At 65.1% G+C, this 24,182-nt stretch carries 19 protein-coding genes, 1 tRNA gene and 1 pseudogene; 6 read left to right on the forward strand and 15 right to left on the reverse strand.

The features are described 5' to 3' along the window. The first annotated feature begins 119 nt into the window (after positions 1-119). Positions 120-5,021, forward strand: a complete 4,902-nt coding sequence (locus A9J21_RS18930; RefSeq protein WP_066738511.1) for an NAD-glutamate dehydrogenase — start codon at positions 120-122, stop codon at positions 5,019-5,021. A gap of 119 nt (positions 5,022-5,140) precedes the next feature. Here A9J21_RS18930 and A9J21_RS18935 read toward each other — a convergent pair whose 3' ends face one another. Further along, positions 5,141-5,530 (reverse strand): hypothetical protein, encoded by a 390-nt coding sequence (locus A9J21_RS18935; protein ID WP_066738513.1) that lies wholly within the window; start codon positions 5,528-5,530, stop codon positions 5,141-5,143. A gap of 423 nt (positions 5,531-5,953) precedes the next feature. Then, the gene (locus A9J21_RS18940; RefSeq protein WP_066738516.1) at positions 5,954-6,382 is read right to left on the reverse strand and encodes a hypothetical protein; all 429 of its coding nucleotides are present in this window, start codon (positions 6,380-6,382) and stop codon (positions 5,954-5,956) included. Between the two features lie 317 nt (positions 6,383-6,699). On the opposite strand from A9J21_RS18940, the gene A9J21_RS18945 reads away from it, so the two are divergent. After that, a complete protein-coding gene (locus tag A9J21_RS18945) occupies positions 6,700-6,960 on the forward strand; it encodes a hypothetical protein (RefSeq protein WP_066738518.1) in 261 nt (86 codons plus the stop codon). A 54-nt stretch (positions 6,961-7,014) separates the two neighbouring features. On the opposite strand, the gene eno is transcribed toward A9J21_RS18945, so the two are convergent. Then, complete coding sequence (eno, locus tag A9J21_RS18950; RefSeq protein ID WP_066738521.1) at positions 7,015-8,292, reverse strand: phosphopyruvate hydratase; 1,278 nt, start codon at positions 8,290-8,292, stop codon at positions 7,015-7,017. Between the two features lie 129 nt (positions 8,293-8,421). On the opposite strand from eno, the gene A9J21_RS18955 reads away from it, so the two are divergent. Beyond that, positions 8,422-9,300, forward strand: coding sequence for a LysR family transcriptional regulator (locus tag A9J21_RS18955; RefSeq protein WP_066738524.1), 879 nt, complete (start codon positions 8,422-8,424; stop codon positions 9,298-9,300). A gap of 52 nt (positions 9,301-9,352) precedes the next feature. Here the strand turns inward: A9J21_RS18955 and A9J21_RS18960 are convergent. The 3 genes and pseudogenes from A9J21_RS18960 to A9J21_RS18970 all read right to left on the reverse strand — a co-directional run. Beyond that, positions 9,353-9,535, reverse strand: a pseudogene (locus A9J21_RS18960) (molybdopterin-binding protein); the annotation flags it as partial. 60 nt (positions 9,536-9,595) lie between these two features. After that, positions 9,596-11,056, reverse strand: a complete 1,461-nt coding sequence (locus A9J21_RS18965; RefSeq protein WP_066738526.1) for a HAMP domain-containing sensor histidine kinase — start codon at positions 11,054-11,056, stop codon at positions 9,596-9,598. After that, entirely contained in the window at positions 11,053-11,841 is a 789-nt protein-coding gene (locus A9J21_RS18970) for a response regulator transcription factor (RefSeq protein ID WP_066738529.1), read from the reverse strand. The genes A9J21_RS18965 and A9J21_RS18970 overlap by 4 nt, the downstream gene beginning before the upstream one ends. Before the next feature lie 178 nt (positions 11,842-12,019). On the opposite strand from A9J21_RS18970, the gene msrB reads away from it, so the two are divergent. The 3 genes from msrB (at position 12,020) to msrA (ending at position 15,301) form a co-directional block, all read left to right on the forward strand. Beyond that, the gene (gene msrB / locus A9J21_RS18975; protein ID WP_066738531.1) at positions 12,020-12,538 is read left to right on the forward strand and encodes a peptide-methionine (R)-S-oxide reductase MsrB; all 519 of its coding nucleotides are present in this window, start codon (positions 12,020-12,022) and stop codon (positions 12,536-12,538) included. Between the two features lie 82 nt (positions 12,539-12,620). Continuing rightward, positions 12,621-14,480 (forward strand): cytochrome c biogenesis protein DipZ, encoded by a 1,860-nt coding sequence (locus tag A9J21_RS18980; RefSeq protein ID WP_066738533.1) that lies wholly within the window; start codon positions 12,621-12,623, stop codon positions 14,478-14,480. An 89-nt stretch (positions 14,481-14,569) separates the two neighbouring features. After that, entirely contained in the window at positions 14,570-15,301 is a 732-nt protein-coding gene (msrA, locus tag A9J21_RS18985; RefSeq protein WP_066738536.1) for a peptide-methionine (S)-S-oxide reductase MsrA, read from the forward strand. Between the two features lie 347 nt (positions 15,302-15,648). Here the strand turns inward: msrA and A9J21_RS18990 are convergent. From A9J21_RS18990 to thrS, 9 genes are all read right to left on the reverse strand, one after another. Further along, positions 15,649-15,725: transfer RNA gene (locus tag A9J21_RS18990), tRNA-Pro, on the reverse strand. Between the two features lie 56 nt (positions 15,726-15,781). Continuing rightward, on the reverse strand, positions 15,782-16,219 hold the full coding sequence (locus A9J21_RS18995) for a MerR family transcriptional regulator (RefSeq protein WP_066738539.1): 438 nt from the start codon (positions 16,217-16,219) through the stop codon (positions 15,782-15,784). Between the two features lie 208 nt (positions 16,220-16,427). Next, the gene (locus tag A9J21_RS19000; protein WP_066738541.1) at positions 16,428-16,844 is read right to left on the reverse strand and encodes an integration host factor subunit alpha; all 417 of its coding nucleotides are present in this window, start codon (positions 16,842-16,844) and stop codon (positions 16,428-16,430) included. A 75-nt stretch (positions 16,845-16,919) separates the two neighbouring features. Beyond that, entirely contained in the window at positions 16,920-19,367 is a 2,448-nt protein-coding gene (gene pheT / locus A9J21_RS19005) for a phenylalanine--tRNA ligase subunit beta (protein WP_066738543.1), read from the reverse strand. A 66-nt stretch (positions 19,368-19,433) separates the two neighbouring features. Further along, positions 19,434-20,459 (reverse strand): phenylalanine--tRNA ligase subunit alpha, encoded by a 1,026-nt coding sequence (gene pheS, locus A9J21_RS19010; protein ID WP_180862935.1) that lies wholly within the window; start codon positions 20,457-20,459, stop codon positions 19,434-19,436. A gap of 271 nt (positions 20,460-20,730) precedes the next feature. Then, positions 20,731-21,087, reverse strand: coding sequence for a 50S ribosomal protein L20 (rplT, locus tag A9J21_RS19015; RefSeq protein ID WP_008650487.1), 357 nt, complete (start codon positions 21,085-21,087; stop codon positions 20,731-20,733). A 28-nt stretch (positions 21,088-21,115) separates the two neighbouring features. Continuing rightward, a complete protein-coding gene (rpmI, locus tag A9J21_RS19020) occupies positions 21,116-21,313 on the reverse strand; it encodes a 50S ribosomal protein L35 (RefSeq protein ID WP_006575466.1) in 198 nt (65 codons plus the stop codon). A gap of 180 nt (positions 21,314-21,493) precedes the next feature. Continuing rightward, complete coding sequence (infC, locus tag A9J21_RS19025) at positions 21,494-22,015, reverse strand: translation initiation factor IF-3 (protein WP_082926507.1); 522 nt, start codon at positions 22,013-22,015, stop codon at positions 21,494-21,496. Positions 22,016-22,062: 47 nt separating this feature from the next. Further along, on the reverse strand, positions 22,063-23,970 hold the full coding sequence (gene thrS, locus A9J21_RS19030) for a threonine--tRNA ligase (RefSeq protein ID WP_066738922.1): 1,908 nt from the start codon (positions 23,968-23,970) through the stop codon (positions 22,063-22,065). Between the last annotated feature and the right edge of the window lie 212 nt (positions 23,971-24,182).

Here is a 24,182-nt window from a genome sequence, read left to right on the forward strand (position 1 = left end):
CTTTGCTGCCCTGACGCCCCGCCCTGCGGGGCGTCGTCGTTTTGTCACCCCGGCCTCGTAAATCTTTCCTACAGTGTGAGCATGCACCGGCACACCACCGAGAACACCGAGGAGAGGCCATGCCCCCCGAGAACGAAGAAAAGGTTGCGCAACTGCTCGAGGACCTGGTTGCATTCGCGCGCGAACGCCTGCCCGCCGCCACGTTTGCCATTGTCGAACCGCTGTTCCGGCATTACTACGACCTGGCCGATGCCGAAGACCTGCTGGCGCGCGACGTGGCGGACCTGTACGGCGCCGTGATGGCGCACTGGCAGACGGCACAGAAGTTCGTTTCGGGCGCCGCGCGGCTGCGCGTGTACAACCCGAACCTGGAAGAACATGGCTGGCATTCCGACCACACGATCGTCGAGATCGTGAACGACGACATGCCGTTCCTGGTGGACTCCGTGACGATGGAGATCAACCGTCACGGCCTGACCCTGCATTCGGCCATCCATCCGGTGTTCCGCGTCTGTCGCGACGCGCGCGGCGCGATCGAGAGCATCGGCCTGGGCGGCACCGAGGCCAGCACCGAAAGCTGCCGGCTCGAATCGTTCATCCATTTCGAAGTGGACCGCACCGGCGAGGCCACCCGGCTCGACGCGCTGCGCGTGGGCATTGGCGCCGCGCTCGGTGACGTGCGGGCGGCCGTGGAAGACTGGCCGCGCATGCGCCAGATCGCGCAGGAAACCGTGGCCGGCATGGCCCACGCGGCCGATGCCGCCACGCCGGAGTCCGCCGAGGCGCGCGCATTCCTGGAATGGATGCTCGACGACCATTTCACGTTTCTGGGCCAGCGCGACTACGAACTGGTATCGCGCGACGGCCATTATTTCCTGCGCGGCGTGGCGGGCTCGGGTGCGGGCATCCTGCGCGAGGCCCTGCGCGACCCGGGTACCGACGATGTCACGCCGCTGCCGCCCGCCGCCCGCGCCATCATCGAAGGCGCGTCGCCGATCTTCATCACCAAGGCCAATTCGCGATCCACCGTGCACCGGCCCGGCTACCTCGACTATGTGGGGGTGAAGCTGCTGGACGCCAACGGCAAGCTGTTCGGCGAACGCCGCTACGTAGGCCTGTACACGTCCACGGCCTACATGGTGAGCACCAGCGAGATTCCGCTGGTGCGCCGCAAGTGCGCCAATATCCTGCAGCGGGCCGGCTTCCTGACCAAGGGCCACCTGTACAAGTCGCTGGTAACGATCCTGGAGCAGTATCCGCGCGACGAGCTGTTCCAGGCCGACGAGGACGAACTGTTCGACATCACGCTGGGCATCCTGCGCCTGCAGGAACACCAGCGTACGCGGCTGTTCGTGCGGCGCGACCGATTCGACCGCTTTATCTCGTGCCTGGTCTTCGTGCCGCGCGACAAGTACAACACCGACCTGCGCCAGCGCATCCAGAAGCTGCTGGTGCAGTCATTCAACGGCACCAGCTGCGAATTCACGCCGCAGTTGTCGGAATCGCCGCTGGCACGCATCCAGCTGACGGTGCGCGGCCAGCCCGGCACGATGCCCGAGGTGGACACGCGCGAACTGGAAGAGAAGATCGTGCAGGCCACGCGCCGCTGGCAGGACGATCTGGCGCAGGCGCTGCATGACAGCCGGGGCGAGGAACACGGCAACCGCCTGCTGCGCCGCTATGGCGACTCGTTCCCGGCCGGCTACCGCGAGGACTACGCGGCGCGCACCGCCGTGCGCGATATCGAGCTGATGGAACACGCGCGCCAGCATCCGAGCAAGCTGGCGATGAACCTGTACCGGCCCATCGAGGCCGCCTCGGGCGCCTTCCGCTTCAAGGTCTACCGTGCCGGCGAGCCCATTGCGTTGTCGCTGAGCCTGCCGATGCTGGAGCACCTGGGCGTGCGGGTGGACGAGGAACGCCCCTACCTGATCGAGCCCGACGGCTGCGAGCCCGTGTGGATCCACGACTTCGGCCTGGAGATCGCCGCCGACCCCGATGGCAAGCCGCTGGACATCGACATCGAGAAGATCAAGCCGCTGTTCGAGGACGCCTTCGGCCGTGCCTGGAACGGCGAGATCGAGAACGACGACTTCAACCGGCTGGTGCTGCGCGCGGGCCTGGCGGCGCGCGACGTGACCATCCTGCGTGCCTATGCCAAATACCTGCGGCAGGTAGGATCGACGTTCAGCAACGCGTATATCGAACGGGCCCTGACCGCCAATCCCAATATCGCGGCGATGCTGGTGTCGCTGTTCCTGGCGCGCTTCGACCCGGCCACGGCCTCTCCGCCCGCTCCGGCCATCGCCCCCGATCACGCGGAAAAGAGCGACGACCCGCAAACCCGCAAATGGCTGGCCGATATCGATGCCGCGCTCGATCAGGTACCCAACCTGGACGAGGACCGCATCCTGCGGCTGTTCCTGAACGTGGTCAACGCCACGGTGCGCACCAACTATTTCCATCGCGGCGCGGACGGGCAGTCACGCCCGTACGTATCGTTCAAGTTCAATCCGGCGCTGGTGCAGGGCCTGCCCGAACCGCGACCGATGTTCGAGATCTGGGTTTATTCGCCACGCGTGGAAGGCGTACACCTGCGCGGCGGACGGGTGGCGCGCGGCGGCCTGCGCTGGTCGGACAGGCGCGAGGATTTCCGTACCGAGGTGCTGGGCCTGATGAAGGCCCAGATGGTCAAGAACACGGTGATCGTGCCGGTGGGCTCCAAGGGCGGATTCGTGGTCAAGCGCCCGCCACCGGCCACCGATCGCGATGCGTTCCTGGCCGAAGGCGTGGCCTGCTACCAGACCTTCCTGCGCGGCCTGCTGGACCTGACCGACAACCTGGTCTCGGGCCAGCTGGTGCCGCCGCCCGACGTGGTGCGCCACGACGAGAACGACCCCTACCTGGTGGTGGCGGCCGACAAGGGCACGGCCACGTTCTCCGACTACGCCAATGCAATCTCGGCCGAATACGGCTTCTGGCTCGACGATGCCTTCGCATCCGGCGGCTCGGTGGGCTACGACCACAAGAAGATGGGCATCACCGCGCGCGGCGCGTGGGAAAGCGTCAAGCGGCACTTCCGCGAGATGGGCGTCAACATCCAGAGCACCCCGTTCACGGTGGTGGGCGTAGGCGACATGTCGGGCGACGTGTTCGGCAACGGCATGCTGCTGTCGCCCCATATCAAGCTGCTGGCGGCGTTCGACCATCGCCATATCTTCCTCGACCCCGATCCCGACTGTGCCAGGACCCTGGCCGAACGCCAGCGCCTGTTCGACCTGCCCCGCTCCAGCTGGGCCGACTACGACACCGCGCTGATCTCCGCCGGCGGCGGTGTATTCCCGCGCACGGCCAAGACGATCCCGCTGTCGCCCCAGGTGCAGGCGGCGCTGGGCATCCAGGCCACGGCGCTGTCGCCGAACGAGCTGATGCACGCGATCCTGACTGCGCCGGTGGACCTGCTCTACAACGGCGGCATCGGCACCTACGTCAAGGCCAGCACCGAGACGCACCTGCAGGCCGGCGACCGCTCCAACGACGCCATCCGCGTGAACGGCAGCGAACTGCGGTGCAAGGTGGTGGGCGAAGGCGGCAATCTGGGGTTCACGCAACTGGGCCGCATCGAGTTCGCGCGCAATGGCGGACGGATCAATACCGATGCCATCGACAACTCGGCCGGCGTCGACTGTTCGGACCACGAGGTCAATATCAAGATCCTGCTTGGCCTGGTGGTGGCCGATGGCGAGATGACCGAGAAGCAGCGCAACAAGCTGCTGGCCGAGATGACCGACGAGGTGGGCCTGCTGGTCCTGGAAGACAACTACTACCAGACCCAGGCCCTGTCGGTGGCCGGGCGCGAGGCGCCGACGCTGGTGGATGCCGAGGGCCGGCTGATCCGCTGGCTGGAACGCGCGGGCCGCCTCAACCGTCCGCTCGAATTCCTGCCGTCGGACACCGATATCGCCGAACGCAAGTCGCTGGGCCAGGGCCTGACATCGCCCGAACGCGCGGTGCTGCTGGCCTACAGCAAGATGTGGCTCTACGACGAACTGCTGGTATCGGACCTGCCTGAAGATGCGCTGGTGGCAGGCCTGCTGGTCGACTACTTCCCCAGGCCGCTGCAACAGCAGCATGCCGCAGCCATGCAGCGGCATCCGCTGCGGCGCGAGATTCTGGCGACGCACCTGACCAACATGCTGGTCAATCGCATCGGCGCCACGTTCGTCCACCGGCTGATGGAAGAAACCGATGCCCGGCCCGCCGACATCGTGCGGGCATGCCTGCTGGCGCGCGACGTATTCGGGCTGACCGCGCTGTGGGAACGCATCGACGCGCTCGACAATCGCGTGGACGATGCCATCCAGGCGCGCATGTTCGGCGCGCTGGGCCGGCTGCTGGAGCGCGCCACGCTCTGGTTCGTGCGCTATCTGCGTGGCGGCGGCACCGTGGAACCGGGTGCAACCCGTTTCATGGAAGCCGCGCAGTGGCTGACACCGCAGTTGGCAACCCTGCTGCCGCCCGAGACCTCGCAGACCATGGCCGATGCCGCGCTGTCGCTGACCGAGGCCGGCGTCGACGACGATCTTGCGCTGCGCGTGGCGGCCAGCGATACCGCCGCGGCCGCCCTCGACATTGCCGAGGTGGCGGCGTCGTGCCATCGCAGCCTGGCCGCGGTGGCAGCGGTCTACTTCGCGCTCGATACCGAGCTGAATTTTGGATGGCTGCGCGAACGCGCGCTGTCGTTGCCGGCGGATACGCACTGGGACCTGCTCGCACGCACCACCACGCTGGAAGACCTGGGCCGGCTCAAGCGCGCTCTCACCACCAGCGTGCTGGCACAGGCGCAGGACAGCGACGATGCCGCCGCGATGATCCACGGCTGGCGTGGCAGCCGGCAGGTGGCGCTGGACCGCTACGCGCAGATGCTGACCGACCAGCGTGCATCGGGCGTGTCCGGCGTGGCGGCGCTGTCGATGCTGTCGGTGGCGGTCAGGGAGATCGGCCTGCTCGACCGCGCCTGACACGCTGCGAGCGCACCCGCCCAGCGGAAATAGAAACGGCCCGCACATGGCGGGCCGGAAGGTGGTGGTCAAACAGTCGTATGAAGCCGCGGATTGCGACGGCCTGGGATACGTCGGCTTCAGTCGTCGTCGATGACGTCGTCGTCATCGATATCGCGCAGCGGCGGTGGGTCGTCACCGTCGTCCGTCAGATCATCGTCGGCCCCATCGCCACGCGCGCGGAATTCCAGTCCGAGACGCAGGAAGAGGTCAAACGCATCGGCCAGCAGGTGCTTTTGGCGCGGCAGCAGGCTTGCGTACGGCATGTCGTAGATCGACTGATGCGTGCCGCGCGCCCCCTTGAGCCCGCGGTCTCGTGCGATGTCAGACAGCAGCGCGGCAAAGCCCGAGAGATCCTGCGCCGCCAGCGCGGTGTTCAGCACCCTGGCAATGACCTGTGGGGATGCACCCGACCATCCAATGACTTCGGCATTGGAGGCGGCATCGTGAGAGATATCGCTAATGTCCATGATTGTCTTAACGGTACAAGAGCGCGCCGTCTTGAGGTGACATCGCTATCGCAATCGACGTCGCCCCTTTTGCACGGCGAAGTCAGTGCCGTTTTCCACGGTGAGGCGCCGGCCTGGACGGACGCTCCGGCGCCGCAGCAACAGGAGCGTGAGGAACCTGGCGATATTTTGGCGCGCCGTCCGGCCCTTGTCGGGCCTCCAGGTGATTGCGCGCGCCACACAGCGGGCAGCGGAACAACGGGCCCTGCCCTTCGTTCCGGATCTCCACCTCGTCGGGCGCCCAGTGCGCGCCGCAAGGCTGGTTCTGGCAGACAAACATCATGAACTCCAAATGAAGCGAGTCATCGTATCACGCAGGCATCACGGGTCACACCGCGCAATGTCACGATTCACGCCCCACGTCGGCGGGATGGCGTGACCGTCCTAGCCATTGTTCTGCACCCAGTGGCGAGCCCACGCCCCGGCAGCCAGCCGCGCCTCGCCCGCACTCAGAAACGTGGCCGGCGGCCCACCCGCTTCCTGCACCACGGCCCCGGATTCCCAGATATCGCACCACGCGCGATAGCGCTCCGGCGCCAGGGCCTGCCAGAACAGGTGCACGACAAACCCACGGTACTCGAACATGTCCGACCCGCCGTCGGTCGCGTGCGACGCGGCCATCGACCGCGCCGGCCCGGCAGGGGCATGCCCGGCCTCGTCGGCACGATCGGCATCCGCCTCGGCGAGCGTCCCGGCCAGCCCGCTGGCGTTTCGCGCGCGTTGGCCGCCCAGCCATGCACATAAGCCAGCCGTGATGGCACCTGTCAGCAATCCCGCAGCAAACCAGCAGGTCCTGCTTTCCCGTTCCAACATGCATAGCCCTCCGCTTCGAGACGTCTCTCCGATGTCGAGATGCGCCGGAAGATCGGAGGTTCCTGCACTTCAGGTTATACCAATCTGGGGATGGGTCAGCGTCGGAGTCGGCGACGGAGCGGCGATGGAGCGGGGATAGGTGGGAGGGTGACGCGATGCAATGTCGTCGATAGGAGACTTTTCTGAATCGGCGACCGGTATGGAAAATTGAGAATCGGGCACGTGCAGGGGCACGGCAAGGCCGCTATACTACTGTACGTTTATACAGTATCCGCCGCACCGCTGTTTTTCCCGGACGCAATCGCCACCCCACCATCATGCCCGCCTACCAAGCTGCCTCGATCCTGCTGGAAGCCCATTACTTCGGCGACGACGCCGAGTTGCTGCGCCTGCCCTGTGACAGCGTCACGGTACAAGGCGGCGCCATCGTCGTCGATGGCCTGGAAACCCGGTTCCTGCGCGGCCTGCGATGGACGCCCGACTATCTGTCGTTCGAGGCCGGCGGCGACCATCATCGATATCCGGTCAGCCGGCCGGCGGTTGTGGGGCCTCAGGTCGCGCGCTTCGCGCTGCTCTAGGCTCACCGGCCCCAGGGTTTCCGGGGCCGGCGGCATCCCGCCCGCCTTGGCGCATCAACGCCGCAACGCTGCCCCGCCCGCATAGCGCGCTCGATTGCCGAGCATGCGCTCGATACGCAGCAACTGGTTGTACTTGGCCGTACGATCGGCGCGCGACATCGATCCGGTCTTGATCTGTCCACAGCGCGTAGCCACGGCCACATCGGCAATCGTGACGTCCTCGGTCTCGCCCGAACGATGCGACATCACCGCGGCATAGCCGTGACCGTGGGCCACGCGTACCGTCTCCAGCATTTCACTGAGCGTGCCAATCTGGTTGGGCTTGACCAGGATGGCATTGGCGATGTGCCGGTCCACGCCTTCGCGCAGCAACGTGGGATGGGTACAGAACACATCATCGCCCACCAGCTGGCAACGCTTGCCTAGCCGCCGCGTCAGCAATTGCCAGCCTTCCGCGTCGTCTTCGGCCATGCCGTCCTCGATCGACACGATCGGGTAGCGCGCCGCCAACCCAGCCAGGTAGTCCACCTGTTCGGCCCGCGAACGCGTCATGCCTTCGCCCGCGTAGCGATACTGGCCGTCCGCATACAGCTCGCTCGCGGCAGGGTCCAGAGCCAGTGCAATGTCCTCGCCCGGCCGGTATCCGGCCCGGCCAATCGCCTCGACCAGAAAGTCCAATGCCGATTCGGCGGTGCGCAACTCCGGGGCAAAGCCACCCTCGTCGCCCACGTTCGTGTTGTGACCCGCCGACTTGAGCAGGCCACGCAGCGTATGGAATACCTCGGCACTGGCACGCATCGCATCGGCAAACGTGGCCGCGCCCACCGGGGCAATCATGAATTCCTGAAAGTCGAGCGCGTTATCGGCGTGGGCGCCGCCATTGATCACGTTGATCAGCGGCAGCGGCAACAGCGTGGCGCGCTCGCCACCAAGGCTGGCGAACAGCGGCTGGCGCTTCGAGACTGCCGCGGCCCGTGCCACGGCCAGCGACGCGCCGAGCATGGCGTTGGCGCCGAGCCGGCTTTTGTCCGGCGTGCCATCGACGTCAATCATGATGGTGTCGGCCTGCGCCTGATCGCGCGCATCGAGCCCCAGCAGCGCGTCGCGCAAGGTGGTGTCGACCGCCCGGACAGCGCGCGACACGCCGCGTCCCAGAAAGCGCCGCGGCTCTCCGTCGCGTAGCTCCAGCGCTTCGCGCGCCCCCGTCGACGCGCCCGACGGCACGATGGCGCGGCCGCTCGCGCCATCGTCCAGCACCACTTCCACCTCCACCGTCGGGTTGCCCCGGCTGTCCAGCACCTCCAGTCCCGTCACCGCCACGATCCGTGCCATGCCAACTCCCCGTCAAAGAATTTGAGAACTTCGTGAGAAAAATGTCGATGGGTGGATCGTAAAGAGCTTCCTGGACGGCGGATATCGAGTTATTTTCCTGAATTCGTCAGTTTTTCTCACAAAGCCATCATGCGCACCCTGCCCCCGATGTCCACGCTGCGCGCGTTCGAAGCCACGGCCCGAACCGGCTCGGTCACGCGCGCTGCCGAGGAGCTGTGCCGCACCCACGGCGCGGTCAGCCGGCAGCTGCGCCAGTTGCAGGAGCACGCAGGCGTGGAACTGTTCGAGCGCGACGGCACCGGCGTGCGGCTCAACGACCACGGCCATGCGTTCCACGACGTGGTGCGCGCAGTGTTCGACCAGCTTGAACAAGGCTATGGCCGCGTTCTCGATCAGGCGCGAGGACCCACCTTGCATGTGGCCTGCAGCGCCACGTTCGCAATGCGCTGGCTGGTGCCGGAGCTGGCGGATTTCTATCGTGTACGGCCCGATATCCGGATTCGGCTATCGATGACGTCGGCCCGCGAGATGCGCACCGAGGGCGCCGATGTGGTGATTGCCTGGGATCTTTCGTCGTACCCCGCCGCCGACCGGCAGCGCGCGATGCCGCTGGCGCCGGTCCTGTTCGGCCCGGTCTGCACACCGGCGCATGCAAAGCGGATCGCCACCGGCCAGCGCATCACGCACGACTTCACGTCGAGTGCATGGGATCAATGGGAAGCAAAAACCGGCAAGCGCATCGCGCGCCATGGCGGTCTGACGTTTCCGCATACCCACTTGTGCATCCAGGCGGCGCTGGCGGGATTGGGGGTGGCGCTGGTGGAGCAGCGGCTGATACGTGCCGAGCTGGATTCGGGCGCGCTGGTGGCGCCCTATGGCTTTACGCCGTTCGACGGCGGCCTGATGGCGGTACCGGCCGAACGTCCGGCCCGCACCGACGTTCGCGCCGCCGACACTCACACCGATATCGCGGCATTCGTCGGCTGGCTACGCGAGCGTTTGCGCTAGCACGGGCATGCCCCTCGCCCGCGCGCAGCCGGGAAAGGGGCAGAGCCGGCAATCAGGCGTCGATGCCGACGATGACGCTCGATGCCTTGAACATCGCCGCAGCGGCCTTGCCCACGGCCAGGCCCAGGCGATCGACGCTGTTGTTGGTAATGATGGCGGACACGGCCAGGCCGCTGGCATCGGTAATCGTCAGATCGGCGTTGACCGCACCCTTGGTCAGCTCGGTGACCTTGCCCTGCATGACGAAGGAAAGGCCCGCCGACGGATGCCGTACATCACACGCGAGCCATGACCATCATGCCGCCTGGCGCCCCGCTGCCCGCAGCGCAAAGGTCAGCGTCGTGCCGCCTTGCCGGTCCACCAGCCTGACCTGACTGCCATTCAGCTGCAGCATGCGCTGCACGATCAGCAGGCCCAGGCCACCGCCCCGATGCGCGCCGCCCGACGGAAACGGCCGTTGGAAGATCGATTCGCGCAGTGCCGGCGGAATGCCCGGCCCCGTGTCGCTGACCGTGACCGCCACCTTGCCGTCCTGGCTGGCAAGGTCGATCTCGACCGTGCCGCCGGCCGGCGTGTGCCGGATCGCGTTGTCCAGCAGATTGGTCAGCACGCGCTCGATCATGCCCAGGTCAGCCGACACGGCCGGCAGCGCGGGCGGCACCCCGGCGCGCAGTTGCAGGTGCTTGGCCTCGGCGGGCAAGGCGAATTTTTCGAGCACGTCCTGCGTCAGGTCAACCATCGAAAAATCCTCGGGCACGGCCTGCACCATGCCATGCTCCAGACGCGCCAGTTCGAACAGCGCCTGCGCCAGGCCGCCCACCTTGGCGCTTTGCGCCAGCGCAATCGCCAGGTAGCGCTGACGTTCGTCTGCGCTCAGGCTGTCGGCCTTGACCGACAATGTCTCCAGATAGCCGTGCAGCGATGTCAGCGGCGTACGCAGATCGTGCGAGATATTGGCTACCATCTCGCGCCGTTCCTGGTCCTGCTGCTTGAGCGCGCGCCACTGGCTGTCGATGCGATCCGACATCTGGCGAAACGCCGATTCCAGCGCGGCCATCTCGTCGCGCGGCACAGGCTCGGATGGCATGGCCTGCGGGTCGCCGCTGGTGAACGCATCGCCGGAGTCGAACTGCCGGATCTCGTTGGTCAGCCGCCGCAGCGGCCGCGTGATCAGCGCAAAGGCCACCAGACCGGCGATCAGGCCCAGCGAGGCTACCAGCGCCATCGACCACAGCGTGGTGCGCATGACCGAATCCTGCGACGCCCGTGCGGCCAGCCGGTCGTGCGTCTCGCCCATCAGCACCACATAGATATAGCCGCCCTGCCGCAACGGCGCGGCACTGAACACCTTGCGCCCGGACGCACTGCGCGGGTCGTCGCCAAGGATTGGCAGCGGGCCGCCTTCGATCAGCCTTTTCACCGGCGCCAGGTCCACCCGGTCACGGATCAGGTGGCCGCTGGGCGCGTCGTGCCCGCGGATGTGGCCCTGGTCGTCCAGCAGGTAGACCTCGACGCTGGGATTCACCACCATCAATTGGCCGAACAGCTGGCGCAGCGCCTGAGGCGCGATGGCGCTCTGGTCCTCGAGCAAGGCATTGCGCGCGATGTAGGCCGCCAGGCCGCGCGACAGGTTCTGGACCACCTCCTTCTCGTGCATGGCGTTGGCACGGACCTGCAGCCAGGCCGACGCGCCGCAGCAGGCCAGCAGCAGCGCCGCGAACACGGCGGACAGGCGCTGGGTCAGCGACAGGTTCACGATGCCTCCCCCTTGTCGGCCTTGTCGGCCTTGTCGGCCTTGCCCGGCTTGTCGCCTTCGTCGCCCAGCGGCGCCGCAGCCGGGTCGGCCACGAACCGGTAACCCCGGCGCCAGACGGTCAGGATGCGCATCGGCCGCGCCGGATCGGCCTCGATCTTGGTGCGCAACCGGTTGATATGCGTGTTCACGGTGTGCTCGTAGCCTTCGTGCTGATAGCCCCATACCGCATTGAGCAGGTCCATGCGCGAGAAGACCTTGTCCGGATGGCGGGCAAAGAAGTACAGCAGGTCGAACTCGCGGGGCGTGAGATCGAGCCGCCGGCCATCGACCGAGGCCTGCCGTGCCAGCGGGTCGATGACCAGGCCCGCCAGTTCCAGGCTGCCCGCATCGGCGCGTACATCGCGGGCCATGGCCTCCACGCGCCGCAGCAGCGCCTTGACGCGCGCCACCAGTTCCAGCACCGAGAACGGCTTTGCCAGGTAGTCGTCGGCGCCCAGTTCCAGGCCCAGGATGCGGTGGACTTCGCTGGACCGCGCGCTGGTGATGATGATCGGCGTGTAGCGGGTCATGGCGCGCGCGCGCCGGCAGATCTCCAGCCCGTCCACGCCCGGCAGCATCAGGTCCAGCACCAGCGCATCCCAGCCGCCCTGCTCCAGCAGGCGCAGCCCCTCGGCGCCGTCGGCGCTGTGCACGACCTCGTAGCGCTCGTCGCGCAAGTGCATCGCCAGCACATTGGCAATGCCGGCATCGTCTTCAACCAGCAGGATCCTTTTCGGGTGTTCCATGTTGTACCGGGTGGGCAGAAACTGACGGAAAGATTGGGCAATCGGGAAGCGGGAATGTGTCGCTATTGTGCAGAAATCCGCGCCGGCAGTTATCACGAATTGTTTAAGGTTCGGCGAGGACTCCGATACGCCCCGTTGCCTACCATCCGATCACCCCTTCCTGAGCACGGAGTCCACCATGCGCATCACCCGACGCTTTTTGCTGTCCGGCGGCACCCTGACCGCTGCAGTGGCCGCCGTGGGCGGCTGGCGCCTGCTGGCCGGCCCGGCCACCGCCGGTACTGCGCCCCAGGCTCCCGAGAAATTCGAAGTGACCATGAGCGAGACCGAATGGCGCAAGAAGCTGACGGCCGCCCAGTACAACGTGCTGCGCCAGGAAGGGACGGAACGGCCGTTCAGCAGCCCGCTCAACGACGAGCACCGCAAGGGCGTGTTTGCCTGCGCGGGCTGCCAACTCGACCTGTTCCCGTCGACGACCAAGTTTGACAGCGGCACCGGCTGGCCCAGCTTCTGGGCGCCGCTGACCAATGCGGTGGGCACCACCCAGGACGTGTCGTTCGGGATGATCCGCACGGCCGTCCATTGCCGGCGCTGCGGCGGCCACCTGGGCCATGTATTCGACGATGGCCCCAAGCCCACCGGCCTGCGCTACTGCATGAACGGCGTGGCGATGACCTTCCGGCCGGCTGCGGCCTGACGCACCGCGATCCGTCGACCCATCGACCCATCGACCAATTTGCCGCCCGACCTTCCGACCACCTGACCAAGAGCGCCACGCCATGTTGCTGCTGATACTTGCCTACCTGGGCGGGGTCCTGACGATCCTGAGCCCCTGCATCCTGCCCGTCCTGCCGTTCGTCTTCGCGCGGGCCGACCAGCCATTCGTGCGCAGCGGCCTGCCCCTGCTGGCCGGCATGGGCATCACGTTCGCCGGCGTGGCCACGCTGGCCGCGGTAGGCGGCGGCTGGGTGGCGCAGGCCAATGAACTGGGCCGCTGGCTTGCCATCGCGTTGCTGGCCGTGTTCGGCCTGACGCTGCTGCTGCCAGGCCTGGCCGAACGGCTGACCCAGCCGCTGGTACACGCGGGCAGTCGCCTGACCAGCTTCGCCCAAGCGGACGGCCGTCCGGCCAGCCCCGCGTCGTCGTTCCTGCTTGGCATCGCCACCGGACTGCTCTGGGCGCCCTGCGCGGGCCCGATCCTGGGCCTGGTGCTGACGGGCGCCGCGCTGCAGGGCGCCAGCATCGGCACCACCCTGCTGCTGGTTGCCTATGCCGCCGGGGCGGCTACCTCGCTGGCCGTGGCGCTGCTGGTGGGCGGGCGCGTGTTTGCCGCCATGAAGCGATCGCTGGGCGCGGGCGAATGGATCCGCCGCGGTATCGGCGCCGCCATGCTGCTGGGCGTGGCAGCCATCGCGCTCGGGCTCGATACGGGCATCCTCACACGCATTTCCACGGTAGCCACCGGCGGCCTGGAACAGCGGCTGGTCGACACGTTCGCGGGCCGCAAGGACGGCAGCGACGGTGCCGGCGGCGCGATGATGATGCAGGCGAAGCCACAGGCCATGGCGCAGAACACCATGGCGATGTCGGCCACGCCGCAGGCTTCCGGCGGTTCGATGATGATGCGCGCGACGGCCGACCATGCGTCGAACCTGCCGGTCGAGGGCAGGTTCCCCGGTGTGGATGGTGCCGTGGCCTGGCTGAATTCGCCCCCGCTGACGGCCGACGCGCTGCGTGGCAAGGTGGTGCTGGTCGACTTCTGGACATACTCGTGCATCAACTGCCTGCGCTCGCTGCCGTACGTGAAGGCGTGGGCCGAGAAATATCGCGACCAGGGCCTGGTGGTGATCGGCGTGCACGCGCCCGAGTTCGCCTTCGAGCGCAATGTCGACAATGTCCGCAAGGCCACGAAGGACCTGGGCGTGACCTATCCGGTTGCCATCGACAACAACTATGCCATCTGGCGCGCCTTCAATAACAACTACTGGCCCGCGCACTACTTCATCGACGCCCAGGGGCGCGTGCGCTTCCACCATTTTGGCGAAGGCGAGTACGACAAGTCCGAGCAGGTCATTCGCGAACTGCTGGCCGAGGCCGGTCACGGCGACATGGGCAAGATGGCCGCTGGCAGCACCGTAGCCGGGCAAGGCATGGCACAAGGCGTGGAGATGGCAGGCGATGCAAAGGCCGTGCAGTCACCCGAAACCTATGTCGGCTACGCGCGGGCCGAGAACTTCGCCTCGCCCGGCGGCGCCCGGGAAGACGCCACCAAGGACTACGCCGCGCCCACCGGTCCCGCGCTGAACCAGTGGGGCCTGGCCGGCCAGTGGAATGTCGGCGAGGAACATGCATCGCTGGTGAAGCCCGATGGCCGCATCGTCTACCGCTTCCACGCCCGCGACCTGCACCTGGTGCTGGGTCCCGGCAGCGACGGCAAGCCGGTGCGCTTCCGTGTGACGATCGACGGCCAGTCGCCAGGCGCCTCGCACGGTACCGACGTGGCCGCCGACGGCACCGGCACGGTCACGGACCAGCGGCTCTACCAGCTGGTGCGCCAGGACGGCATTGTCCGCGATCGCACCTTTGCCATCGAGTTTCTCGACCCTGGCGTGCAGGCCTACGCGTTCACGTTCGGTTAACGGACCCGATCCGCGCGATTCACGCGATTCACGCGATTCACGCGACCCAAGCGATCCACACTGATTTCGACAGCGAAAGGAACATCACCATGACTGCCATCGCCAAACTGCAACGCTGGACCCGCCCTACCACGCTCAAGATGATGGGCCTGGCCTTCGTCGCGGCCATCGCCACCACCTATCGCGTGCCCGCCCTGTCGGCCGAGGATGCCGTGAAGATCCCCGCCCCTGCCGTCGACGAAAAGCCGGGGGCCAGCCATTCCGCCACCGCTGTCTTTGCGGGGGGCTGCTTCTGGGGGGTGCAGGGGGTGTTCCAGCATGTACGTGGCGTAACACTGGTCACATCCGGTTACGCGGGAGGCGCAGCCAATACGGCGCAATACGAGAAGGTGGGCACCGGCAATACCGGCCACGCCGAGTCGGTGGAAGTCCGTTACGATCCCACGCAGATTACCTACGGCAAGCTGCTGCAGGTGTTTTTCTCGGTAGCCCATAATCCGACGCAACTGAACTATCAGGGGCCGGATCACGGCACCCAATATCGCTCCGCCATTTTCCCGCTCACAGCCGAGCAGAAATCGATTGCCGAAGCCTATATTGCGCAGCTGGGCAGCACCCGGGCCTGGCCGTCACCCATCGTGACACGCGTGGAGCCCAACAAGCCGTTCTATGCCGCCGAGAGCTATCATCAGGACTATCTGGCCCGGAATCCGCGAGACATGTACATCGTCTTCAACGATCTGCCGAAAATCGGCAATCTGAAGAAGACGTTCCCGGACCTCTACCGGAACGATCCGGTGCTGGTATCGAAAGCGCAGTGAAGGACCGTCACGCTCAGCCGAGCACCTTGACCGCAGCGGTCACGATCCAGCCCACGGCCACACAGGCACCTACCCATCCACAACCAATCAGTAAGACGTCACGCCAGGTCATCAGTAAATATATGCAGCCGCACGATAAAAGCCCGTCGCGCGGCTTTTCACGAGATTGATGAATGGGGTTAAGGCTAGACCATCACAGACGCAGAACAATGTCTGAGATGTAAGGAAATTTTGCGGTTTGCCACGCGACGGGCCCCTGTCGAACTGGCAAATCCGGCAATGCATTCGCCGAGAATCGGAAAAGACAAAGCCCGCGTAACCAATCGATTACGCGGGCTTTTATTTTCTGGTCGGGGCGAGAGGATTTGAACCTCCGACCACCTGCACCCCATGCAGGTACGCTACCAGGCTGCGCTACGCCCCGAAGAAGAACGAGATTATATCAGAGCCAACAGTAATGGCTAGTGGTTTGCAGTTAATTTATTCGTGCTTCGCGATCTGCCGCAGTTGCGCCAGCAGATGCTGAACTTCCACCAGCTCGCCGCGCAGCGTGTTCAGGTCCACCGACAGCACCGGCGCTTGCACCCCGGCAGCCGGTTGCGATTCGACGGCCTGTACCGGCATGGCTTCGGCAACGCCGTGATGGCGTCCCTCGTCGAGCCGATTGCGCGCCCCGTTGATCGTAAACCCCTGCTCGTAGAGCAGTTCGCGAATCCGACGGATCAGCAGCACCTCATGATGCTGGTAGTAGCGGCGGTTGCCGCGGCGCTTCACCGGCTTTAGCTGCGTGAACTCCTGTTCCCAGTAGCGCAGCACGTGCGGCTTGACGGCGCAAAGCTCGCTGACTTCACCGATCGTGAAATAGCGTTTTGCGGGAATCGGCGGCAGCGCGACGCGCTCGCTGGATTTTTCCGTCATCGATGGGGGAAGCTGATGTCAGCCCCGTCAGGGGCGAGACGCGGTTGGCGCGACGTACGCGCGGCATTGCAGGATACAGATAGCCACCGCCTCGGGCAATCCAACCGATGTGGCAATTTGATACAGATGTCTGCGCGCCGCGACGGTCGTCACTCAACAGGCCACTGACGCGCACGCAATGCGCGCAGCGTCAGATCCTGCCGTGACGTCAGCCCGGAAGCGCCACGTCGGCGCGTTCCTCGACCAGGCTCTTGAGCTTCTGGCTGGCGTGGAACGTCACCACACGGCGCGCGGTGATCGGAATGATCTCGCCCGTCTTGGGGTTGCGGCCGGGACGTTGCGCCTTGTCGCGCAACTGGAAGTTGCCGAAGCCGGACAGCTTCACGCTATCGCCCTTTTCCAGGGCTTCGCGAATCACGTCGAAGAAAGCTTCGACCATGTCCTTCGATTCGCGCTTGTTCAGGCCAACCTGGTCGAACAGCATTTCTGCGAGTTCGGCCTTGGTCAGCGTAGGCACCTCGGTAGCGCGGGCTTCCGGCGATGCATCGTCGAAGGAGGCAGCGTGCCGGTCGCTTGCCTCGCCCAGGTCTGCAGCATTCATGGAAATCGCGTCTCGATCGTTCATCCTTGATCGCTCTCTTGCATCTGTCTGGCGATCCGCCCGGGAGCTGTGCCCGGGCGCTCCAACTGCGATGGTGGCTTAACCGCGCAGACGGGCTTCGAAGCCCGCTGTCAGCGCGTCGACCATGCAACGCACCGCGCTGTCGACTGTCTCGTCCTGGAGGGTCGCCCCAGTATCTTGCAAGGTTACCCGGAAGGCAAGACTTTTCTCATCAGCGCCAATTGACGCCGACGCCGCCTTGGGACGGAACTCGTCGAACAGTACCAGGCTCTGGACAAAGTGGCCCGAGCCGGCCTTGTCCAGCGCCGCGCGCATGGCATCGATCATGTCCTGTACGCGAACCTGCTGCTTGACCACCACCGCCAGGTCACGCACTGCCGCCGGGAACTTGGAAATCTCCGTGTAGACCGGCAGGCCGACGTCGCGCAGCGCATCCAGTTCCAGCTCGAACACCACGGGTGCGTTGGTCAGCTCGTACTCCTGCAGCCAGCGCGGGTGAACTTCACCCACCACGCCGACGGGCTTGCCGTCGACGATCACGCGGGCGGCGCGGCCCGGGTGCAGCGCGGGGTGTGCTACCGGCTCGAAGCGCGGCGTGCGCGGGTGGAACAGTGCCTCCACATCGCCCTTGACGTCGAAGTAGTCCACCGGGCGCGTTGCCACGCCCCACTGTTCTTCGAACGCAGGACCGTAGGCGATGCCAGCCGCCATCATCGGCTGGCGGTAGCCGGCCACGGTCAGGCCGCCATCGGCCACGCTGGCGTCGCGATGGAACACGCGGCCCACCTCGAACAGGCGCACGCGCGCAGCCTTGCGGTTAAGGTTGTAGCGAACCTTGTCCACCAGGCCGCCGATCAGCGTGGAACGCATCACTGCCAGCTGGCTGGCGATGGGGTTCAGCAGGCGGATCGGGTTGTCGTTGGCGGCAAAGTCGCGCTCCCACTGCTCTTCCACGAAGGCGAAGTTGATCACCTCGTTGAAGTCGCGGGCGGCCAGCGCGTGGCGCACCACGTGCTGCGAGCGGCGCCCCTCGTTGGTCGGGCGCATTTCACTTTCGGCGATCGGCGGACGCGCCACGATGCGCTCGAAACCGTAGATCCGCGCCACTTCCTCGATCAGGTCTTCCTCGATCTCGATGTCGAAGCGGTAGCTCGGCGGCGTCACCTCGAACACCTCGCCATCAGCGCCCTGCGAACGCGTGAACGGCAGGTTCAAGCGCTGGAACACATCGGCAATTTCCGCCGACGACAGTTCGATACCGAGCACGCGCTCGGCACGCGCCACGCGCAGGGCCACTGGCTTGCGCTGCGGCAGGTTGACGATCTGGTCATCGACCGGTCCGGCCTGGCCGCCGCAGATTTCAAGAATCAGCGCGCTGATGCGTTCGATATGTTCGACGGTGGTGGCGTAGTCCACGCCGCGCTCGAACCGATGCGCGGCATCGGTCGAGAAGTTGTAGCGGCGCGCACGGCCCTGGATGGCATTGGGCCACCAGAATGCGGCTTCCAGATAGATATTCGTGGTGTCCAGCGACACGGCGGTGCTGTCGCCGCCCATGATACCGGCCAGGCTTTCGATTTCCTTGTCGTCGGAGATCACGCCAACCTGCTCGTCCACCTCGACGGTGTTGCCGTTCAGCAGCTTGAGCTGTTCGCCCTTGCGGCCCCAGCGCACGTCCAGCCCGCCATGGATCTTGTCCAGGTCGAACACGTGCGACGGACGGCCCAGTTCCAGCATCACGAAGTTCGAGATGTCGACCAGCGCCGAGATGCTGCGCTGCCCCGAGCGCTCCAGGCGCTGGACCATCCAGGCCGGCGTGGCTGCACGGGCGTTCACGCCGCGGATGATACGACCCGAGAAACGGCCGCACAGGTCGGGCGCCGAGATCTTGACCGGCAGCTTGTCCTGCAGCGTCACGGCCACCGGCGACATGTCCGGCAGCGTCAGCGCGGCACCGGTCAGCGCCGATACTTCGCGCGCCACGCCATGAATCGACAGGCAGTCCGCCTTGTTCGGCGTCAGCTTGATCGTGAATACCTGGTCGTCAAGGTCCAGGTACTGGCGGATGTCCTGGCCTACCGGCGCGTCGTCCGGCAGCACCAGCAGGCCGCCGTGGTCTTCCGACAGCTTCAATTCGCGGGCCGAGCACAGCATGCCGAAGCTGTCGACGCCACGGAGCTTGCCCACCTTGATTTCGAACGGCTTGCCACCCTCTTCGGCCGGCGGCAGCACGGCACCCACCAGCGCGCAAGGCACCTTGATGCCCGGCTTCACGTTGGGCGCGCCGCACACGATTTGCAGCGTCTCGCCGGTACCGGCATCGACCTGGCAAACGTTCAGGCGGTCGGCATTGGGATGGCGTTCGGTCGCCAGCACGCTGGCCACCACGATCTTGTTGAACGGCGGCGCAACCGGGCCAACCTCTTCCACTTCGAGACCGGCCATGGTCAGGCTGTGCGACAGCGCGTCGGTCGAGATCTTTTCAGGATTGGCGAATGTGCGAAGCCAGGATTCCGAGAATTGCATGGCGCTTCTGATCCGGTAGGTATTCTGTGATGTCTTTGACGATATGCAGGCAGCGGGCTGCGGCGATCAGGCGAACTGGCGCAGGAAGCGCACGTCGCCCTCGAAGAACAGGCGCAGGTCGTTGATGCCATAGCGCAGCATCGTCAGGCGCTCCAGGCCGGAGCCGAACGCGAAGCCGATGTAGCGCTCGGGGTCCAGGCCCATGTTGCGCAGCACGTTCGGGTGTACCTGGCCCGAGCCGGAAATCTCCAGCCACTTGCCATTGCCGAACGCCATGTCGATTTCGGCCGACGGCTCGGTGAACGGGAAGTACGACGGGCGGAAGCGCACCTGGATATCGTCGCGCTCGAAAAACTTGCGCAGGAAATCGGTGTAGACGCCCTTCAGGTCGGCAAAGCTCACGTCCTCGCCAATCCACAGCCCTTCCACTTGGTTGAACATCGGCGAGTGCGTGGCGTCGCTGTCCACGCGATAGGTGCGGCCCGGGCAGATCACCTTGATCGGCGGCATTGCCTTGCCGGCGTACTTCTGCACGTGCATGCGGGCATAGCGCACCTGCATCGGGCTGGTGTGGGTACGCAGCAGCAGGAGCTTGTCATCGCTGTCGCGGCCGTCCACGTAGAACGTATCCTGCATCGAACGCGCCGGATGGTTGTCCGGGTTGTTCAGCGCGGTGAAGTTCATCCAGTCGGTTTCGATCTCGGGGCCATCGGCCACGTCGAAGCCAATCGAGCCGAAGATCTGCTCGACGCGCTCCCACGTCCGCATCACCGGGTGTACGCTGCCGCGCGCCACGGCGCGGCCAGGCAGCGTCACGTCGATGGCCTCGGCGGCCAGGCGCGCGTTCATCAGCGCATCGGCCAGCGCCTGGCGGCGCGCCTGCAGCGCACCCTCCACCTGCTGCTTGACCTGGTTGATGCGGGCGCCCTCGGTCTTGCGGGCCTCCGGGTCCAGCTTGCCGAGACCCTTCAGCAGTTCGGTCAGCGCGCCGGTCTTGCCCAGGAAGCGGGCCTTCTCGTTTTCCAGCGTGGCGTTGTCGTTGGCGGCAGCGAAGGCGGCCTGTGCGTCGGCGACGATTTGATCCAGATCCAGGGACATGACGGCTATACGTGGACGGTACGTGGATGGTGCATAGAAAGGTTTGGCACTGCCGCCGGGAGCGATACGCGATATGCAGTAGGTGCGATATGCAGTAGATCGTACGCGGCGATGCATTGTCATTTCGGATGCGGTGCCGGCCTCGGGAAGCCCGCGTTCGGCACGGCATTCGAAATGAAAACGGGGCTCGGTGAGGAGCCCCGTTTCAGCAGACCTTGCGGTCGGTGCTTGCCCGGAAGCGCGTTACGCGCTTCCCGAACGGCCATCAGGCAACGGTGGCTTTCACCTGGTTGACGATGGCGGCAAAGGCAGGCTTGTCATGGATGGCCATGTCCGACAGCACCTTGCGGTCCAGTTCAATCGAAGCCTTCTTCAGGCCGTTCATGAACACGCTGTAGGTCATGCCATGCTCACGCGTCGCGGCATTGATACGTGCAATCCACAGCGCGCGGAACACACGCTTCTTGTTGCGACGATCGCGGTACGCGTACTGGCCAGCACGCATGACCGCCTGCTTGGCGATACGGTAGACATTATTGCGACGGCCGCGGTAACCCTTGGCAGCGTCGATAACCTTCTTGTGACGGGCCCGTGCAGTGACCCCACGCTTGACTCGAGGCATGTAATACTCCTTTCGTTATCGTTTGGGGTTATGCGTAAGGCATCATCGCGCGAACCGACTTCAGGTTCGTCTCATGGACGTCCTGGGTGCCGCGCAGTTGACGCTTGTTCTTGGTGGTCTTCTTCGTCAGGATGTGACGCTTGAAGGCCTGGCCGCGCTTGAACGAACCGTTCGGGCGCGCCGTAAAGCGCTTGGAGGCGCTTTTCTTGGTCTTCATCTTAGGCATGAAAAACTCCAGCTCTATGACATGCATGCAGGTGGATGACTGTCGCCATCGCTTGCAAGACCCGCATTCACTTGTTTTTGTACGCGGCACCGGGGCGCGAACCCCGTACACCTCGCACGATTTCCGCACAGGGCAACGCCGGGATACCCCCGGCATCCCGGCCGTCGCCTCGCGCAGGAATTACTTCTTCTTCTTGGGAGCCAGCACCATCACCATCTGGCGACCTTCCATCTTCGGCATCTGCTCGACCTGACCCAGTTCTTCCAGGTCAGCCTTCAGACGCTCGAGCATGCGCGCGCCAATTTCCTGGTGGGCCATCTCACGACCGCGGAAACGCAGCGTGATCTTGGTCTTATCCCCATCCTCCAGGAAGCGTCGCAGGTTGCGCAGCTTGACGTTGTAGTCGCCATCATCCGTGCCAGGACGGAATTTCACTTCCTTGACCTGGATGATCTTCTGCTTGAGCTTGGCCTCATGGGCGCGCTTGGCTTCCTCGTACTTGAACTTGCCGTAGTCCATGATGCGGGCCACGGGAGGAGCCGCGTTAGGCGCGATCTCCACCAGATCCAAGTCCTTCTCCTCGGCCATGCGCAGTGCGTCCATGAACTTGACGATGCCGAGCTGCTCGTTATCAACCCCTACCAGGCGCAGCTCAGGCGCGCTGATTTCCCGGTTGATACGGTGACCTTTGTCTGTAGCGATGTTCCGTTACCTCAAGAAGACAAAAAAACAAGCCGTGCTTCACACCCTCAGGCTTTGCTGGCAACGTCGTTCTGAAGACGTTCCACAAACGCGGAAACGGGCATGACACCCAGATCCGCGTTGCCACGGGCACGCACGGCCACTTGATTGGCGTCCCGCTCCTTGTCGCCTACCACTAACAGGTAGGGAATCTTCTGGAGCGAGTGCTCGCGGATTTTATACGTAATTTTCTCGTTACGCAAATCCGCCTTGGCCCTAAACCCTTGTTTTTGCAAGAGTTGCACGACGCTTTCGGCATATTCCGACTGCGATTCGGCGATATTCATGACCACAACCTGCTCCGGAGCCAGCCAGGCGGGCAGCGCACCCGCATGATTTTCCAGCAGGATGCCCAGGAAGCGCTCGAACGAACCGAGGATTGCGCGGTGCAGCATGACCGGACGCTTCCGGCCATTGTCGTCCGCAACGTATTCGGCACCCAGGCGTTCCGGCAGCACCAGGTCAAGCTGCAGCGTACCGCACTGCCACGAACGGCCGATCGCGTCCTTGATGTGGTACTCGACCTTCGGGCCGTAGAAGGCACCCTCGCCCGGCAGTTCTTCCCACTCCACGCCGCAGGCACGCAGCGCCAGGCGCAGGCCGTCTTCGGCGTGATCCCACACGGCATCCGAGCCGGCGCGCTTTTCAGGGCGCAGCGACAGCTTGACCTTGACGTCCTTGAAGCCGAAGTCGTCATACACCGAGAACGCGAGTTCGTTGAACGCCTTCGCTTCCTCGACGATCTGCTCTTCCGTGCAGAAGATGTGCGCATCATCCTGCACAAATCCGCGCACACGCATCAGGCCATGCAGCGCGCCGGACGGCTCGTTGCGGTGGCACGAGCCGAATTCGGCAAAGCGCAGCGGCAGGTCGCGATACGAACGCAGGCCATGATTGAAGATCTGGACATGTCCCGGGCAGTTCATCGGCTTGATCGCGTAGTCGCGCTTTTCCGATTCCGTGACGAACATGTTTTCCTTGTAGTTCTCCCAGTGGCCAGACTTTTCCCAAAGAGAACGATCCATCACCTGCGGCGTGCGCACTTCCTGATAGCCAGCTTCCGTCAGACGGCCGCGCATATATTGCTCGACGGCCTGCCAGACGCTCCAGCCCTTCGGGTGCCAGAACACCATGCCGGGCGCTTCTTCCTGCAGATGAAACAGGTCCAGCGTCTTGCCCAGGCGGCGGTGGTCGCGCTTCTCGGCCTCCTCCAGCATCGTCAGGTACGCTTCCTGGTCTTCCTTCCTGGCCCAGGCCGTGCCGTAGATGCGCTGAAGCATCTCGTTGTTCGAGTCGCCGCGCCAGTAGGCGCCGGCCACCTTCATCAGCTTGAAGACTTTCAGCTTGCCCGTCGACGGCACGTGCGGGCCGCGGCACAGATCGACAAAACTGCCTTCGCGATACAGGCCGATTTCCTGGTCGGCCGGGATCGAACCAATGATCTCGGCCTTGTACTTCTCGCCCATCGATTCGAACAGCGCCACCGCCTCGTCGCGATTCCACACTTCGCGCGTGACCTTCTCATCCTTGCGGGCCAGCTCCGTCATCTTCTTCTCGATGGCGGCGAGATCCTCGGGCGTGAAAGGACGCTTGTAGGAAAAGTCGTAGTAGAAGCCGTTCTCGATGACCGGGCCGATCGTAACCTGCGCATCCGGGAACAATTCCTTGACCGCGTAGGCCAGCAAGTGGGCAGTCGAGTGACGGATGACGTCGACGCCATCGGCGTCCTTGTCCGTGACGATAGCCAGCGAAGCGTCCTGGTCGATCGTGTAGCTCGTATCGACCATGCGACCGTCGACCTTGCCGGCGAGCGCCGCCTTGGCCAGGCCCGAGCCGATGCTCTGCGCCACTTCGGCCACCGTGACGGGACCGGGGTATTCGCGACGGGAACCGTCCGGCAGCGTGATTGCGATCATCATTGCACCTCTTGTGGATTCCACCGCGCCGGCGTCTCGGTGCCTGGCGGGAGGACAAAGCAACTTTTGTGGCGCCGAGCCACCCGATGCGGCGCACGCGCGCATCGAACAACACCGGCAACGGAAATCTCTCGGACTGACCCGCACCCGAAACCGGGCGACGCGGCAGCTTAGCAGCACGCTGGCAAACGACAGACGAAAAAAAACGCGGC

Source organism: Cupriavidus sp. D384 (assembly GCF_001652915.1).
In the GTDB taxonomy this organism is placed as follows: Bacteria; Pseudomonadota; Gammaproteobacteria; order Burkholderiales; family Burkholderiaceae; genus Cupriavidus.

What these genes read in the sequence shown, in the direction of transcription:
- A9J21_RS18930 (WP_066738511.1), top strand. Translation starts at nt 120, where the DNA reads ATGCCCCCCGAGAACGAAGAAAAGGTTGCGCAACTGCTCGAGGACCTG.
- A9J21_RS18935 (WP_066738513.1), bottom strand. Translation starts at nt 5,530, where the DNA reads ATGGACATTAGCGATATCTCTCACGATGCCGCCTCCAATGCCGAAGTC.
- A9J21_RS18940 (WP_066738516.1), bottom strand. Translation starts at nt 6,382, where the DNA reads ATGTTGGAACGGGAAAGCAGGACCTGCTGGTTTGCTGCGGGATTGCTG.
- A9J21_RS18945 (WP_066738518.1), top strand. Translation starts at nt 6,700, where the DNA reads ATGCCCGCCTACCAAGCTGCCTCGATCCTGCTGGAAGCCCATTACTTC.
- eno (WP_066738521.1), bottom strand. Translation starts at nt 8,292, where the DNA reads ATGGCACGGATCGTGGCGGTGACGGGACTGGAGGTGCTGGACAGCCGG.
- A9J21_RS18955 (WP_066738524.1), top strand. Translation starts at nt 8,422, where the DNA reads ATGCGCACCCTGCCCCCGATGTCCACGCTGCGCGCGTTCGAAGCCACG.
- A9J21_RS18970 (WP_066738529.1), bottom strand. Translation starts at nt 11,841, where the DNA reads ATGGAACACCCGAAAAGGATCCTGCTGGTTGAAGACGATGCCGGCATT.
- msrB (WP_066738531.1), top strand. Translation starts at nt 12,020, where the DNA reads ATGCGCATCACCCGACGCTTTTTGCTGTCCGGCGGCACCCTGACCGCT.
- A9J21_RS18980 (WP_066738533.1), top strand. Translation starts at nt 12,621, where the DNA reads ATGTTGCTGCTGATACTTGCCTACCTGGGCGGGGTCCTGACGATCCTG.
- msrA (WP_066738536.1), top strand. Translation starts at nt 14,570, where the DNA reads ATGACTGCCATCGCCAAACTGCAACGCTGGACCCGCCCTACCACGCTC.
- A9J21_RS18995 (WP_066738539.1), bottom strand. Translation starts at nt 16,219, where the DNA reads ATGACGGAAAAATCCAGCGAGCGCGTCGCGCTGCCGCCGATTCCCGCA.
- A9J21_RS19000 (WP_066738541.1), bottom strand. Translation starts at nt 16,844, where the DNA reads ATGAACGATCGAGACGCGATTTCCATGAATGCTGCAGACCTGGGCGAG.
- pheT (WP_066738543.1), bottom strand. Translation starts at nt 19,367, where the DNA reads ATGCAATTCTCGGAATCCTGGCTTCGCACATTCGCCAATCCTGAAAAG.
- rplT (WP_008650487.1), bottom strand. Translation starts at nt 21,087, where the DNA reads ATGCCTCGAGTCAAGCGTGGGGTCACTGCACGGGCCCGTCACAAGAAG.
- rpmI (WP_006575466.1), bottom strand. Translation starts at nt 21,313, where the DNA reads ATGCCTAAGATGAAGACCAAGAAAAGCGCCTCCAAGCGCTTTACGGCG.
- thrS (WP_066738922.1), bottom strand. Translation starts at nt 23,970, where the DNA reads ATGATCGCAATCACGCTGCCGGACGGTTCCCGTCGCGAATACCCCGGT.